The sequence below is a fragment of the Kitasatospora xanthocidica genome, from assembly GCF_014656195.1.
GTDB lineage: Bacteria > Actinomycetota > Actinomycetes > Streptomycetales > Streptomycetaceae > Kitasatospora > Kitasatospora xanthocidica.
Genome location: NZ_BNBY01000023.1, coordinates 97,115 through 111,635, shown reverse-complemented (window position 1 = coordinate 111,635; position 14,521 = coordinate 97,115). Strand labels below are relative to the sequence as shown.

General features: G+C 73.3%; 15 protein-coding genes. 4 read left to right on the top strand and 11 right to left on the bottom strand.

The genetic code is table 11. From position 1 onward, the window contains the following. Nucleotides 1-158: 158 nt before the first annotated feature. The 8 genes from IE332_RS30550 to IE332_RS30515 form a co-directional block, all read right to left on the bottom strand. Nucleotides 159-359 (bottom strand): thiazolylpeptide-type bacteriocin, encoded by a 201-nt coding sequence (locus tag IE332_RS30550; protein ID WP_189922677.1) that lies wholly within the window; start codon nt 357-359, stop codon nt 159-161. 54 nt (nt 360-413) lie between these two features. Beyond that, entirely contained in the window at nt 414-584 is a 171-nt protein-coding gene (locus IE332_RS30545; RefSeq protein ID WP_189922675.1) for a thiazolylpeptide-type bacteriocin, read from the bottom strand. A gap of 485 nt (nt 585-1,069) precedes the next feature. Continuing rightward, a complete protein-coding gene (lanL, locus tag IE332_RS30540) occupies nt 1,070-3,655 on the bottom strand; it encodes a class IV lanthionine synthetase LanL (RefSeq protein ID WP_189922673.1) in 2,586 nt (861 codons plus the stop codon). 50 nt (nt 3,656-3,705) lie between these two features. Continuing rightward, the gene (locus IE332_RS30535) at nt 3,706-3,870 is read right to left on the bottom strand and encodes an SflA family class IV lanthipeptide (RefSeq protein ID WP_189922671.1); all 165 of its coding nucleotides are present in this window, start codon (nt 3,868-3,870) and stop codon (nt 3,706-3,708) included. Nucleotides 3,871-4,095: 225 nt separating this feature from the next. Then, complete coding sequence (locus IE332_RS30530) at nt 4,096-5,364, bottom strand: sugar ABC transporter permease (RefSeq protein WP_229929045.1); 1,269 nt, start codon at nt 5,362-5,364, stop codon at nt 4,096-4,098. Then, on the bottom strand, nt 5,361-6,149 hold the full coding sequence (locus IE332_RS30525; protein WP_189922668.1) for an ATP-binding cassette domain-containing protein: 789 nt from the start codon (nt 6,147-6,149) through the stop codon (nt 5,361-5,363). Before IE332_RS30525 ends, IE332_RS30530 begins: the two co-directional genes overlap by 4 nt. Nucleotides 6,150-6,317: 168 nt before the next feature. Continuing rightward, the gene (locus IE332_RS30520) at nt 6,318-7,412 is read right to left on the bottom strand and encodes a sugar ABC transporter substrate-binding protein (protein WP_189922666.1); all 1,095 of its coding nucleotides are present in this window, start codon (nt 7,410-7,412) and stop codon (nt 6,318-6,320) included. 528 nt (nt 7,413-7,940) lie between these two features. Continuing rightward, nucleotides 7,941-8,447, bottom strand: coding sequence for an ArsR/SmtB family transcription factor (locus tag IE332_RS30515; RefSeq protein ID WP_229929044.1), 507 nt, complete (start codon nt 8,445-8,447; stop codon nt 7,941-7,943). Between the two features lie 58 nt (nt 8,448-8,505). Here IE332_RS30515 and IE332_RS30510 point away from each other — a divergent pair, with 58 nt between their 5' ends. Then, nucleotides 8,506-9,417, top strand: a complete 912-nt coding sequence (locus IE332_RS30510) for a S41 family peptidase (RefSeq protein WP_189922664.1) — start codon at nt 8,506-8,508, stop codon at nt 9,415-9,417. On the opposite strand, the gene IE332_RS30505 is transcribed toward IE332_RS30510, so the two are convergent. Beyond that, nucleotides 9,414-10,367: an IS481 family transposase gene (locus IE332_RS30505; protein ID WP_189922662.1), complete on the bottom strand. Its 954-nt coding sequence runs from the start codon at nt 10,365-10,367 to the stop codon at nt 9,414-9,416. The two genes, IE332_RS30510 and IE332_RS30505, sit on opposite strands and share 4 nt — an antisense overlap. Before the next feature lie 231 nt (nt 10,368-10,598). Between IE332_RS30505 and IE332_RS30500 the strand changes: the two genes are divergently transcribed. From IE332_RS30500 to IE332_RS30490, 3 genes are read left to right on the top strand one after another with little or no spacing between them, the layout of a single operon-like run. Continuing rightward, complete coding sequence (locus IE332_RS30500; RefSeq protein WP_189922660.1) at nt 10,599-11,057, top strand: hypothetical protein; 459 nt, start codon at nt 10,599-10,601, stop codon at nt 11,055-11,057. Between the two features lie 16 nt (nt 11,058-11,073). Further along, nucleotides 11,074-12,255: a sensor histidine kinase gene (locus tag IE332_RS30495; RefSeq protein WP_229929043.1), complete on the top strand. Its 1,182-nt coding sequence runs from the start codon at nt 11,074-11,076 to the stop codon at nt 12,253-12,255. Continuing rightward, nucleotides 12,252-12,860, top strand: coding sequence for a response regulator transcription factor (locus tag IE332_RS30490; protein WP_189922658.1), 609 nt, complete (start codon nt 12,252-12,254; stop codon nt 12,858-12,860). The genes IE332_RS30495 and IE332_RS30490 overlap by 4 nt, the downstream gene beginning before the upstream one ends. A gap of 41 nt (nt 12,861-12,901) precedes the next feature. On the opposite strand, the gene IE332_RS30485 is transcribed toward IE332_RS30490, so the two are convergent. Both IE332_RS30485 and IE332_RS30480 read right to left on the bottom strand, forming a co-directional pair. Further along, nucleotides 12,902-13,813 carry a squalene/phytoene synthase family protein gene (locus IE332_RS30485; RefSeq protein WP_189922656.1) on the bottom strand — a complete coding sequence of 304 codons (912 nt, stop codon included), beginning with the start codon at nt 13,811-13,813 and terminating at the stop codon, nt 12,902-12,904. A gap of 80 nt (nt 13,814-13,893) precedes the next feature. Further along, a complete protein-coding gene (locus IE332_RS30480) occupies nt 13,894-14,418 on the bottom strand; it encodes a hypothetical protein (protein ID WP_189922654.1) in 525 nt (174 codons plus the stop codon). Nucleotides 14,419-14,521: the final 103 nt, after the last annotated feature.

The window sequence follows — 14,521 nt, the reverse complement described above, 5'->3', positions numbered from 1 at the left end:
GGCGGTGCACGGCAGGAACCCGGCGCGTCCGCGCGAACGCGCCGGGTTCGGCCTTGCTGCGTATCAGGTGCGCGGTGGTGCGGGGCTTGCGAGTGCTGCGGAGCTCACGGGGTGGTGCGGGGCCTACGGGTGGTGCGGGTGGTGCCCTGCTACCGACCTCAGTAGGTCTCGAGGACCGGCGGGTGCGGAACGCCGCAGGACGACGATCCGCAGGAGCTCGAACTGACCCCACCGGAGGCACCGGTCTCGGGCAGCGCGACGGTGTCGCGCAGCGAGGTGACGGTCAGCTCCCCCAGGTCGAGGCTGTCGAGGTCGAGTACGTCGGCGAGCGTGAGCTCGCGCTGGGCCTGATCGGACATTGCGGTCTCCCGGAATCTCGAACGGATTGGGCCGGACGGTGAACTGACGGAACGTCAGCCGATCGGGGCGCTCATGTCCTGCGGCTGGGCGCAGGAGGACGAGGCCTGGCAGGAGCAGGAGCCCCAGGAGGCGCCGTTCTCCGGCAGCGCGACGGTGTCGCGCAGGGAGGTGACGGTCAGCTCGCTGAGGTCGAGGTCCTGGAGGTCGAGAGTGTTGTCGGACATGGCGGACTCCCTTGAGGTGGCAGACGGGCCGGCCGGGCCGGGACGCGCCTGCGAGGTGGGTGGTGCTGCGGGATGTGCCGGGCCCCCCGTGGGTGCGTCGACCGCGGATCCCTCGGACCCTGGCGTCGCGCCGCCCGAGGTCGACTCTAGGCCGCGGGAACGGGCCGGCGATACGGTCCGCCGGGCGTTTGGCCGGTAGTCCGTGCCCCGACGGCGCATCGCCGCCGCCACTTCAGCGGCGCTTGAGCGATCCGCCACCGACCTGCGATGTTCCGCCTCCGACAGCGGTCGAACGACCTTTTCCTGAGCGGGAATCGAGAAGCACGCCGAATGGCGGGCGCGGCCGTCCGCACCCGCTCGATGGGGGAATTTCCGGCGCACTCGGCCGGGCGTTTCGCAGCCGTTCCGCGGGAAGGCACCCGGCGCTCCGCGACGAACTCCCGCGCGTCTCCCGGAGGACCTCTCACGTGCCCTGCCGGGGCGGCTCAGCTCAGCGGCAGCAGTCCCGGCACCGGGCCGCCGCGGCGGGAGAGGCGGCGCAGGAAGGTGGTGACGCCGGGGGTGCCGACCGCCCAGGCACGGGCCTCGGCGTCCGGCTGCCGGCCTGCGAGGACCGGCCGGGTCGGCGGGCCGCCCGCACGGGTGAGGAGGAGGCCGGCGAGTTCTTCGGCGGCCGTCCAGTGGCGGTTGTCCCCGGTGGCCACGGCCAGGTCGACCAGGAGGTCCCCGACGCCGGCCAGGCCGCAGCAGCGGTACACCTGGGCGGTCCGCGGGGCGAGGGTCCGGCAGGTGTCGGCGGCGTCGGCGGCCAGGTCGAGCAACTCCTGGTCGCCGTACCGCAGTCCGGCCTGGACCAGCAGTGTGCCGAGTCCTGCCAGCCCCCGGCACCAGGAGAGGTAGCGGCGGGTCGCACCGGGCCGGAGCGCGGCGTCCGCGATCCGGGGGAGGTCGGCGGCGAGGCCGTCGACGATCCGGCGGGCTGTGTGCCGGGACGCCTCGTCGGGCATGGCGAGCAGGAAGTGGGCGATGCCGGCGCGGCCGTGGGCGAAGCCCTCCGCGAGGGCGGCGGTACCGGGGTTGGGCTCGTCCTCGGGTTCGTCGAGGGGCCCGGTGGTCAGCCGGAGCGCACAGCGGGCGGCGGACTCCCGGTGCCCGTCGGCCTCCGGGCCGCGAAGCTCCGCGAGCAGCAACCGCCCGGTGCCGATCCCGGCCGCGCCCCCGATCTGATCCGTCCCCGTGCCCGTCCCCGCGCTCCGACCAAGCGTGCAGGACGGGCCAGCCTCCGGCAGTTTCGCCCCCAGCACCCCCGCCGCCTCCGCGAGGAACAGCTCGACGCCGACCCGGCCCTGGTACAGGGAGTCGTCCAGCCGGTCGAGGGCCGGGTGGGCGGCGGTCCAGCGGGCGAGGTCGGCGGCGGCGGAGCGGGCGTCCGGGCGCTCCGGGTGCTGCAGCAGTTCGAGGCCGAGCCCGGCCGCGCCGTCGTAGAGCGAGAGCAGGGTGCGCGGCCGTTCCGTGCCGGGGCCGGCCGCGACCAGCTCGCGGGCCATCCGGACGCAGGTGGTGACGGTGTGGTCCAGCGCTTCGTCCAACGGCGCGCGCCCGGGCCGCGCGGGCCGGCGCCGTGTGAGGGCGGTCGGGTCGGAACGCCGGAGCCCCGAGGCCGCCTCGGCGCGCCGCGCCGGGTCGAAGCTCAGCAGCCCCGCGACCAGGTCCACCAGCGCGTCCGCTTCCGGAAGGGCCGCGCGCAGGCAGGCCACGGTCCGGTCGCGGTTCGTCTCCGGATCGGGGTCGATGACGACCGGGTCGAGTCCGGTGAGGGCGTAGTGCAGGGTGGTGCCCAGCGCGTAGAGGTCCTCGGTGGGGTCGTGGCCGGTGCCGCCCGGCAGGCCGTAGCCGGCGGTGGCCCCGGCCGGACGGTCGCCGGCCAGGGCGCTCACTCCGAAGTCGACCAGCGAGGCGCGGCCGTCCTGGTCGAGCACCACGTTGGCGGGTTTGAGGTCGCAGACCACGACGCCGCGCGCGTGCACCGCGTCCAGGATCCGCAGCAGCTCGCGCGCCAGCGCCCGGCCGTCGCGCCCGCCCTCGCCCTCTCCCCCGCCCTCGGCAGCGGTGTACGGGCCGGAGGTCAGGACCTCCCGCCGCAGGTCGCGCCGGCCGCGGGCGCCGCTGACCAGGTACTCGTCGGTCCCGTGCCGGAAGTAGTCGACCAGCGGAGGCACCCCGGACACGCCCGCCAGTGCGGCGAGCACCCGGCGCTCGTGCCGCAGCCGGCCGCGCGCGTCGGTGCCCGCGCCGTCCTCGGCGACGAAGGCCCTGGCCTGCTTGACCACCACCTCGCGCCCGGTGGCGAGTTCGACGGCGCGGTAGACGTGGCCGCTGGGCGCGCGGGAGATCCCGGCGGTGATGCGGTAGCGGCCGTCGCCGACCCGGGTGGTCGCCGTCCGGGCGGAGTCGCCCTCCGGCGCGAACGGGTCGTTCGCCCAGGGCGGTTGACGGTAGCGGGCCTCTGCCAGGCCCGGGAACCGCGAGCCGTCGGGGCCGGCCATGCCGCGTTCCGCTTCCTCCTCCGTGACCCGGAAGGGACCGTAGCGGTAGTACACCGGGGAGTCCGGCCTGATCCGGCGGTCGCTGACCACCTCGGGACCGGCCCAGCCGGCCAACGCTTGCGCCAACTCCTGCCCCAGGGCGTGGACTTCGTCCGGCCTCGGGTAGACCGTCACGGCCTTCCCGACGGCGGCGCCGCCGTGCCGGCCGCTGTTGAGCTCCTGCAGCACCGCCGCGCTGTGCGCGAACTTCACGTCGCAGGTGTGGCGCAGCAGGATCGGGAGCACCACCCCCAGCAGGTCCGCGAGTCCGCCGGGGCGGGCGGACACGTGCAGCTTCCATCCGTGCGCCAGTTCCGGCAGCCGCCGGTCCTGGAGGTACCACCACTGTCCGTCGGTGCGCAGCGGTCCGCGCGCGGCGGCGTCAGCGGTACCGGTGGCGGCTGCGGCGGCAGCTGCGGCGAGCGCCTCGACGCTGCGCCGCAGCCCGTCGGCGGAGCCGGGGGCGGGGGCGGGTGGTGTGCTCAAGGGTCCGTTCCCTCCCCCGGTTCCGCTGTCCTCCGGTCGGATCGCCGGGATCAGAAGTCTTCGCAGGGGAAGCGGGTCGGGACGTACGTGACCCACGGGTCGGCGAGACAAGCGACCGGCGTGAGGTCCGCGTCGAAGGCGTCCTCGAACGCGATGGCGTCCTCGTCGATGTCCAGCAGGCCGGCGTCGCGGACGTCGGTCACCAGTGCACTCATGGGGGTCCTCCCTGTGGTTCTGGTCATTGGAACCTTTCGTGGAGCTGCCCCATGCTAGCCACGCCCGACAGGCCGCGACAGGGCCCGGGAGGAGGGAACCCGCCTACGTCAAAGGGTGGTTCCGTTTGTGGACACCGCGTGTGCCCACGGGTACGACGCGAGCGGGCCGGCCCGGTACCCGAGGGGGTGGGTACCGGACCGGCCCGTGCCGCGTGCGCCGAGGGGTCAGCGTGCGGCGGTCTTGCGGGTGCGGCGGGAGACGGAGTCCAGGACGACGGCCGCGAGCAGCACGGCGCCGGTGATCATGTACTGGATCGCCTGGTCGACGTGGACCAGGTCGAGCCCGGTGATGATCGACTGGATGACCAGGATGCCCAGCAGGGCGGACCAGGTCTTGCCGCGCCCGCCGAACAGGCTGGTGCCGCCGATGACGGCCGCGGCGATCGAGTTCATCAGGACGTTGCCGCCACCCAGCAGCTTGTCGGCCGAGCCCTGCTGCGAGGCGATGAACAGGCCGCCGAGCGCCGCCATGCCGGCGGAGATCATGAAGACCGAGATCCGCACCCAGGCGACGTTGATGCCCGCGCGGCGGGCCGCCTCCACGCCACCGCCGACGGCGAAGATCTGCCGGCCGTAGCTCGTGCGGCGCAGGACGAAGTCGGTGATGACGACCACGCCCAGGAAGACCACCAGCGGCAGCGGCAGGCCGCGGTCCTGGTTGAGCATGTAGGCGGCGGTCAGCGCGATCGCGGCGAGGACCCCGGTGCGCAGCGCGATCTCGCTCGTCGGACGCGCGGCGAGGCCGGCGGCGGCGCGACGGCGGGCGTCGAGGAGCTGGCCGGCGGCGAAGAGCGCGATGCCGAGGACGGCCAGGCCCCAGGTGTAGGCGATGTCGCCGTCACCGAGGAAGTAGGTGTCCAGGTTGGCCAGGACGCCGTCGTTGACGACGTTGACGGTGCCCTTGTCGCCCAGCACGTACTGCTGCAGGCCGCTCCAGGCGAGCAGGCCGGCGAGGGTGACGACGAAGGCCGGTACGCCGATCTTGGCGAAGAAGAAGCCGTGCAGGGCGCCGATGGCGACGGCCGCGGCGACCGCGATGAGGCAGGAGAGCCACTCGTTGTAGCCGGAGCGCGCGGACAGCACGGCGGCGATCGCGGCGGAGACACCGGCGACGGAGCCGAGCGAGAGGTCGATCTCGCCGAGCAGCAGCACGAAGACGATGCCGACGGCGATCAGGCCGGGGCCGGCGATCCACTTGGTGATGTTGGTGAGGATGTCGGCGTTGAGGAAGTCGCCGGTGATGCCCTGGAAGATGGCGCCGATCAGGATCAGGCCGAGGACGACGGGAACGGAGCCGAGGTCGCCGTTCTTCATCTTCCGCTTGAACTCGGCGACGTAGCCGGCCAGGCCGGCCTCGCGGACGAGCAGCCGGGGGTCGACCGCGGGGGCCGCGTCCGCCGGAGCGGCGGGGGTGGTGGTCTGGTCGGTGGTCACTTCGCGTCCTCCGCGAGTCGGGCCTGGCGCCGGGTGACGGCGTTCTCGGTGGCGCCGGTGATGGCGGAGATGATCTCCTCGTGCGAGGTGTTCGCCACCTCGAAGACGCCGTTGTTGCGGCCCAGGCGCAGGACCGCGACGGTGTCGGCGACGGCCTTGACGTCGGCCATGTTGTGGCTGATCAGGATCACGCCGAGGCCGCGGTCGCGCAGCCGCTCGACCAGGTCGAGGACCTGGGCGGTCTGCTCGACGCCGAGCGCGGCGGTGGGCTCGTCCAGGATGACGATCTTGGGGTCGCCGACCAGGGCGCGGGCGATGGCGACCACCTGGCGCTGGCCGCCGGACAGCGCGGCGATCGGGATGCGCACGCTCGGGATGCGGATGGAGAGGGTGTCGAGCAGTTCCCGGGCGCGCTTCTCCATGGCGACCTCGTCGAGCGTGCCGAAGCGCCTCAGCTCGCGGCCGAGGAAGAGGTTGCCGACCACGTCGAGGTTGTCGCAGAGCGCGAGGTCCTGGTAGACGGTGGCGACGCCGAGCGCCTGGGCGTCGTGCGGCCGGCCGATGGTGACCGACTGCCCCTCCCACTCGATCGTTCCCTCGTCGATCGGGTGCACTCCGGCGATGGTCTTCACCAGCGTGGACTTTCCGGCGCCGTTGTCGCCCACCAGGGCCACCACCTCGCCGGCGTGTACCTCCAGGTGCACGTCGGTCAGTGCCTGGACGGCGCCGAAGCGCTTGGAGACCCCGCGCAACGCCAGTACGGGTGCGCCTGTCACGTGAACCATCTCCTTCTTCCCGCGCTCGCCGTGACGGTGGGTGGGCGGCCGGGGTGGCCCGCGCGCCGTGCGGGCGGGCGGGTGAACGTCGAAAAGGGGGTGCCGGGGCGGGGCGTGGCCCGCCGCGCGGTGCGGGCGGTGCTCCCCGGGGTGAGGGGGAGCTCCGCCCGGACGGTGCTACTTCAGGCCGGCGGTGGCGCAGGCGGCGGCGTAGTCCGCGGTGCAGATGTCGGCGGCCTTGTAGAGGCCGTCGGCGATCACGGTGTCGTTGATGTTGGCCTTGGTGACGACCTTGGGGTCGAGCAGCTTGGCCGGGATGCCCTTGTCGGTGGCGCTGTCGACGCTCGCGGTGGCCACGGACTTGACGTCCTTGCCCTGGAGCAGCGCGACGGCCAGCTCGGCGGCGTTGTCGGCGAGCGGGCGGTAGGCCTTGTAGATCGTGTAGGCCTGGTCGCCGTTGACGATGCGCTGGATCGCGTCGAGGCCGGCGTCCTGACCGCCGACCGGGACCTTGATGCCCGCGCCCTGGAGCTGGGTGATGATCGCGCCCGCCATGCCGTCGTTGGCGGAGTACACGGCCTGGAAGCCGTCCTTGCCGAGCTCGGTGATCGCGGCGCCGATCTTCTGGCCGGCGACGGTGGGCTTCCACTCACCGGACTGCTCGTAGACGACCTTCTTCACCTTGCCGTCGAGGACCTTGTGCGCTCCGGCCTTGAACTGGCCGGCGTTCGGGTCCGCGGAGTCACCGTTGATCATGACGACGTTGGCGTCGGCGGCCTTGCCCGCGAGGGCGTCGACCAGGGCCTGGCCCTGGAGCTCGCCGACCTTCTCGTTGTCGAAGGAGACGTAGGCGGCGACCGGGCCGGTGGCCAGGCGGTCGTAGGCCACGACCTTGACGCCCTTGTCGGCGGCCTCCTTGACCCAGGCCTGGGTGGAGGTGGCGTCGAAGGCGTCCAGCACGATCACCTTCACGCCCTGGGCGATCAGGGTGTCGAACTGCTGCTTCTGCTTGGACGCGCTGCCCTCGGCGTTGTTGTACAGCACCTTGCAGTCCGCGCACAGCGCCTTGACCTTGGCCTCGATGAACGGGCGGTCGAAGGACTCGTAGCGGGTCGAGGACGCGTTCTCGGGCAGCAGCAGACCGATGGACTTGTTGTCGCCGGAGGCGGCGGAGTCCTTCTTGTCGCTGCCGGCCTTGCCGCAGGCGGCCATGGACAGAGCCATCGAGACGGCCGCAGTGGCGATAACGGCGCGACGCATCATTGCGTTCATGTGGGGGTGCCTCCCTGACGTCGCCGCGACGGTGCGGCGGGGTGTGAGGGAGTCAACCCGCACATGCCGAATGGAGTCAAGAAGTAAATCCAAGACGAGATGACGTGGGGCCTTTTCGTTATCTTCCTGAACACAGACATCACAGATCCGGGCGTCATGAGCACGCAACGAAACCGCCGGGAAACATTCGGTGACGACGACCATCCGCAGGACAGCCCACCTGGCACCGTCGAGGCACCGCACCGGGGCGCCGGGCGCTACCTGGCCACCCAGGAGCCCCGCGCGTTCAAGATGTGTCGTCTGGGATAGAGTCCGCACATCGGACCCGGACCCCGGCCCGGACCCCCGGCCCGGCCGCCACTGGGAGCACCACCGAGCGCACCCACCGGGAGCACCCACCGGAGCACCCATCGGGCCGGCCGCCGCGCCGCGGAGCCGATCCGGGCCGCGGAACGTCAAGCGAACGTTCACGCCGGGGGCGGTGCGTGTCGCCGGTCGTACCGCGACACGATCTCCGGCGAACAGGCCCTACACACCGGCCTGCTGATAGAGCGTCACCAGAAGCCCGTACACCGGCTCGCCCTCCGGATCCTCCTCCGTCTCGTCGACCAGTGCGGCCAGCGCCTCGGCCAGCCGCGCCGCCTTGGCCGGGCTGAGCCTGATGTGACGAAGCGTCAGAAGGTGGTCGGCGGGCGAGCGGTCCAGCTCCTGGGCGACCGCGCCGAACAGCGCGGCCGTGCCCTCGGCCTGCGGTTCGGCGACGAGGAGCCGCTCGGCGGTCCGCCGGTAGTACTTCTCGGTACCGCCGCGCACCTGCCGCGTTCCCGCGTCCTGGACCAGCCCCGCCTCGCACAACACCCTGAGGTGGTGGGAGACGCTGCCCTTGTTCACCCCCAGCTGCGCGGCGAGCCGGCTGATCGTCGACGGCCGGCCGCTCAGGGCGAAGAGCAGGCGCTGGCGCACGGGGTGGGCGAGTGCGGTGTGCTGCTGAGGCGTGCTGATCCGCTGGACGTCTTCGTCTGATTGATGGCTCACCAGATCAAGCGTTAAGTACGCTTGACGCTCTGGCAAGCCCGCTGGTGTACTCCCTCCCATGACCTCCACCACTTCGCCACCAGCGCTGGACGCCGCCGTCGTCGTCGAGTCGATCGCCGACCTGGTCGGCGAGCACTACGTCTTCCCCGACACCGCCCGGGAACTGACGGCCCTGTTGCGGCGCCGGAACGCCGAGGGCGCCTACCGGACCGAATCCGCCGAGGAGTTGGCCGACGCGGTCACCACGGACCTGCGGTCCGTCAACGGCGACCTGCACCTGGCCCTTCAGTACCACGCCGTGCCCGTGCCGCCGGACCGCGGCGCGGCGGTACTCGCCGCGATGCGCCGGGACTTCGACTCCTCCCTGGGCGGCGTTCCGCGCGTGGAGCTCCTCGACGGCGGCGTCGCGGTCCTGGAGATCGGACCCAAGGTGTTCCCGCTGGACTGGGCCGCGCAGCCGCTGGCCGCGGCGCTCTCCCTGGCGGCCCCCGCCCGCGCCCTCATCCTGGACCTGCGCCGCAACACCGGCGGCGACCCGGACACGGTCGCCTTCGTCTGCGGCTACCTGCTCGACGGCCGCACCCACCTCAACACCCTCGTCTCGCGGCAGGGCGAGGTGGCCGAGCAGTCCTGGACTCCCCCGTACGTACCGGGTGCCCGGTTCGGCGCCGACAAGCCGGTCTACGTGCTGACGAGCGGAAACACCTTCTCCGCCGCCGAGGAGCTCGCCTACGACCTGCAGCAGCTCGGGCGCGCCGAGGTCGTCGGGGAGGCCACCCGCGGCGGCGCCCACCCGCGGGACGGCTGGACGGTGCACCCGCACCTGGAACTCAGCGTGCCCGTCGCCCGCGCGGTCAACCCGGTCTCGGGCACCAACTGGGAGGGCACCGGCGTCCGGCCCGACGTCCCGTGCGACGCCGACGCGGCCCTCGACCGCGCACTGGCCCTGGCCGTGACGCGCCTGGTCTAGGTGTTCTGACCCGTGAGGTTGGGGACGCGGCTGGCGGGTGGCTTGCCTGCGAGTGCGGTGTGTCCGCGGTGGTGATTGTAGGTGTGGAGCCAGTCGGGGAAGGCGTCGCGGCGTTCCTGCTCGGTGCGGTAGGGCCGGGCGTAGGCCCACTCGTCGAGCAGGGTGCGGTTGAAGCGTTCGACCTTGCCGTTGGTCTGGGGCCGGTAGGGCCGGGTGCGTTTGTGCGTGATGCCCTCGGCCGCGAGGGCATCACGCCACGGGTGCGAGCGGTAGCAGGAGCCGTTGTCGGTCATCACCCGCTGGACCGTGATCCCGGCCCGGGCGAAGAACTCGTTCGCCCGGGCCCAGAACGCGGCGGCGGTCTCCTTGCGCTCGTCGGGCAGGATCTCGCTGTAGGCCAGCCGGGAGTGGTCGTCCACGGCGTTGTGCAGGTAGCTGTAGCCGGCGCCCGAGCGGGTCTTGCGGCCGGCCTGGCGGCCGAGGACGTGGTGGCCGCCGCCGTCGGGGATGTTGCCGAGCTTCTTGATGTCGACGTGGACCAGATCGCCCGGTGCGGCGCGTTCGTAGCGCCGCACCGGGCGTGCGGTGGCGCGGTCGAGGTGCGAGAGGCGGGCGAGGCGGTAGCGGACCAGGACCCGGTGGACGGTGGCCGGGTTCAGGCGGAGCAGGTGGGCGATGCGGGCCGGTCCCCAGCGGCGGAGCACACGGACCTTGATGATCCGCCGCTCGGTGCGGGCCGACAGCCGGCGCGGACTGCGGTGGGGGCGGCTGGAGCGGTCGCTCATGCCGGCCTCGCCCAGCGTGCGGTAGCGGTCTGCCCAGCGCTTCGCGGTGGTGGGCGAGACCTGGAAGCGTTCGGCGGCCCGGCGCAGTGGCCAGCCGTCCTCGACCACGCAGCGGGCCAGACGCAGGCGTCCGGTCTCGGTCAGCGGTGCGTTACGGTGTGGCATGAGGGCCTTTCTGAAGTCGGTGCAGATGTCGCAATCCACACCGAGCCAGAAGGCCCTCACTCATTTCAAGATCACCAGGCCGCGAACCCCGTCACCAACCTCCGTGGTCAGAACATCTAGGGCTCGTCTTCGAACCCGAGGAGCCGCAGCCCCTCCCGCTGACAATTGTCATGGTGCGTCGGTGCGGGAGCACACTGCACCGCGCACCGGGCCCGTGGCCACGATGGGTGCATGACCTCCACCGACACCCGCACCGGTCCCGGCCCCGGCCCCGGCCCCGAAGCCGCCGGCCCGCTCCACGGCGACACCCGGCGGGCCTTCCGCACCGTACGGCGGTTCGTCCTCGCCTACCTCGGCCTCAGCGTCCTCACCCTGGTGGCCGCCTTCGTCCTCCGCGACCACCACTCCCTCGTCACCCCGGCGGTCTGGATCCGCGGCACCATCGTCGTGATCAGCGCCGCCGTGACCCTGCTGCTCACCGACCGTGCGGCCCGCGGCTCCCGGGGGGCGTTCCGGCGGCTGCGGATCGTCTCGGCGGTCATGCTCGCCGCGATCGCCACGATCATCGTCCTGCCGGGGGTCTTCCCGGTGTGGATGAAGGTCGAGCAAGGGCTGTGCGGACTCGCGCTGCTGGGAGTGGCCGTCCCGGTCAACGGGCGGCGGCTGCGTACCCTGTTCGCCAGGCTCTGAGGGAAGGGACGCGAGGGTGACCGACCTCGACCGCGGGGCGACGCCGGGCGCCGCCCACCGCTGGGGGCACGGCCGACGGCGCCTGCTGCTGGGCGCCGGCATGCTGGTCTTCCCGGCACTCACCGCCGTCGCCGTGAACGGCACCGTCGACGGGGCGGCGGCGGCCGCCGGGTACGCCGTGGTCACCGCGTTCTGCCTCTGCTACGCGCTCACCGCCGTCGCCCTGGAGCGCGGCCGACGGACCTGGATCGTGCCGCTGCTGACGGTGATGACCGTCCTGTTCCTCGCCGCGCTGCCGTTCGCCCACGCGGACGCCTTCTTCCTCGCCACGGTGGTCGTCTCCGCGGTCGCGGTGCTGTGGCGCGAGCACGCCGGCACGGTGGTGACCGGGGCCGCGCTGGCCGCCTTCCTGCTGCCCTGGGCGGTGCGCCCCTGGCACTCCGGGCCGGGCGGGTTCCAGGCGCTGGCGCTGCTGTTCACGGCGCTCACCTGCCGCGCCTTCGCCGAGATCGCCGCCACCAACCGGGAGCTGGTCGCCGCCCGGGCGGAGGTGGCCCGGCTGGCCTCCGAGGCCGAACGCGACCGGATCGCCCGCGACTTGCACGACCTGCTCGGCCACTCCCTCACCGCGATCACCGTCAAGTCCCGGCTGGCGCAGCGGCTGGCCGACCGGGACCCGGGCCGGTCGGTCGCCGAGATGGCGGCCGTGGAGTCGCTCTCCCGGCAGGCGCTGGCCGATGTGCGTGCGGCCGTCACCGGCTACCGCGAGGTGACCGTGGCCGGGGAGCTCGCCCGAGCCCGCGAACTGCTGCGCGCCGCCGGGGTGGTGGCCGACCTGCCGTCGGCGGCGGACGCGGTCGGGCCGGACCACCGCGAGCTGTTCGGCTGGGTGCTGCGCGAGGGCATCACCAACACGGTCCGGCACGCCCGCGCCGACCGCTGCTCGGTGGTGCTCACCGCGACCTCGGTGGAGATCCGCGACGACGGCCCGGGACCCGACGGTCCGGGACCCGACGCTCACGGTGCCCGAGGCGGCCGGGGCATCCGGGGCGGCGGCAAGGGCCTCACCGGGCTGCGCGAACGGGTCGCGGCGGCGGGCGGTACGGTCGAGGCGGGCCCGCTCGCCCCGCGCGGATGGCGGCTGCTGGTGACCGTCCCGTCCGGTCGCCCCGACTCTCCGCACGAAGGGACGCCATGACGATCCGTCTGCTGCTCGCCGAGGACCAGGAGCTGGTGCGCACCGCGCTGTGCGCCCTGCTGGACCTGGAGGACGACTTCGAGGTGGTCGCCGCCGTCGGCCGCGGCGACCAGGTGGCGGAGGCGGCCCGCGAGCACCGGCCGGACGTCGCCCTCCTCGACATCGAGATGCCCGGTCTGGACGGCCTGGCGGCGGCCGCCGTCCTGGCCCAGCGGGCGCCGCGGTGCCGGGTCGTCATCCTCACCACCTTCGGGCGGGCCGGCTACCTGCGCCGGGCCATGGAGGCCGGCGCGGTCGGCTTCGTGGTCAAGGACGCGCCCGCCGAGGTGCTGGCCGACGCGATCCGCCGGGTCTCGGCCGGGGAGCGGGTGGTCGACCCGGAGCTCGCCGCCGCCACCCTGGCCGCAGGCACCTCGCCGCTCACCGCCCGCGAGCGCGACGTGCTGAACGCCTCCCGCCCGGGCGCCGGGGTCGCCGAGATCGCCGCGAAGCTGTACCTCTCCGAGGGGACGGTCCGCAACTACTTCTCCTCGGCCATCGCCAAGACCGGCACCCGCAACCGTACGGAGGCGCTGCGGGTCGCGGACGAGCGCGGCTGGCTCTGACCCGGCCCGGTACGGGGCTGGGAGCCGAAAGCCGTGAACCGTCAGCCGCGCAGCCGTCGGGCCCGGAGGTACTCCCGGGCGAGCAGCCGCAGCGCGGCGAACTTGGCCGGGCTCGCGGAGCGGCGCAGCAGCGCGCCCAGGTCGGCGCGGGCGGCGACGCCGGTCAGTTCCTCGACCCCGACGATGCACCGCACCATCGGCCGGTGCGCGGCCGGCACCAGGTCGACGACGGCCCGGCCCTCGGCGAGGGTGCGGTCGGCCAGGTCGAGCAGTTCGCCGAGCAGTGCCCTTACGGCCGGCAGGTCGCGGGCCTGCTCCAGGTCGGCCCGGGTGACGCCGTGGGCCCGTAGGGTCTGTTCGGGAACGGTCAGCCGGCCCTCGGCCAGGTCCTCGGCGAGGTCGTTGACGAAGTCGAGCCGCTGGCTGGCGTCGATGAAGGTGCGGCAGGCGGCGCGGTAGGCGCTCTGGTCGCCGTCCGGGCCGAGCAGCGCGGCGACGACCATGAAGCCGGGCAGCGAGTACCCGTCCACGTACGCCTGGTAGTCCGCCTCGGTGGCGAAGCCGGCGAAGTCGAGGTCGGCGTCCGCCGCGGCGAGGAAGTCCAGGGCCCGGTCGCGCAGGGCGGGGTGCGCCTCGACGCTGTGCAGCAGGGGGCGCAGGTCGGGATCGTCGGTGCGGCCGGCGGCGAGGCTCTCGGTGACGTCCCGCCGCCAGCGGGCGGAGGCCGCCCGGCGTTCGGCGAGCGGGCCGCTGTCGAGCAGGGTGTCGGTGTGGTGCATGAAGGCGGCCGCCGCGATCACGGGCGGGACCATGCGGTCCGGCAGCAGCAGACCGGCCGCCAGCGTGACCTCCCGCTTGTACCGGCTGACCCGGTCCCGCTGCCGGCCGAAGTCGGCCCGCAGCCCGGGGTCGTGCACGCCGGCCGCGTCCAGCGCCCGCTCCCACCTGCTCACTCGGTCCACCCACATCCTGTTCGTGAGGGACCGAGCGTAGTGGGCGGGAGTCGGGCGGTCCCGGCCGGGGCCCGGCAGCGTCAGCGCTGGCGGATCGTGGAGAAGCCGCAGGCCGGGGTGCAGAGCGTGACGATGCCGCTGTAGCGGTAGGTCGTCCGGCCCTTGGTGATGCTGTGGACGGTGAGCTTCTCCCGGAGGTTCAGCTCCCGGCAGCGCGGGCAGGCGGCGCTGACCGGCTTGCCCCAGGGGCGGTTCGGGTTCAGCTTGGTGTAGGCCACCACCATCAGGACGGCGGCGAGCCCGGCGGCGCCGAAGCCTATGCCCCGCCACACGCCGTTGGAGGACTCCCGGCGGTCGATCATCTCGTCGTAGGAGTAGGTGCCCCCGCCGCCGTGGTTGGACCAGATCCGGCACTCGCTGGTCCGGGTCATGGTGTGGCCGTCGCAGGTGGGCGCGGTGTCCGGGTCGGACTTGCCGACGACCAGCGCCAGGAAGATGCCGATCGCGGCCAGGACGCCCAGCACGACCATCGTGGTGGTCCGGCTGCGGCCGGTGTGCAGCCGTTTGCGCTCGTTGTACGCCGTATCGATCACTGCCTGGGCCATGTTGCCCCCGTCGACCGCCACCACGTGTCTCCCGTTCTCCGGATGTCCGTACCGCTCGTCGTGCCGAGCCGGATGTCCCCCTCGGCGGGGGCGAGACGAACCC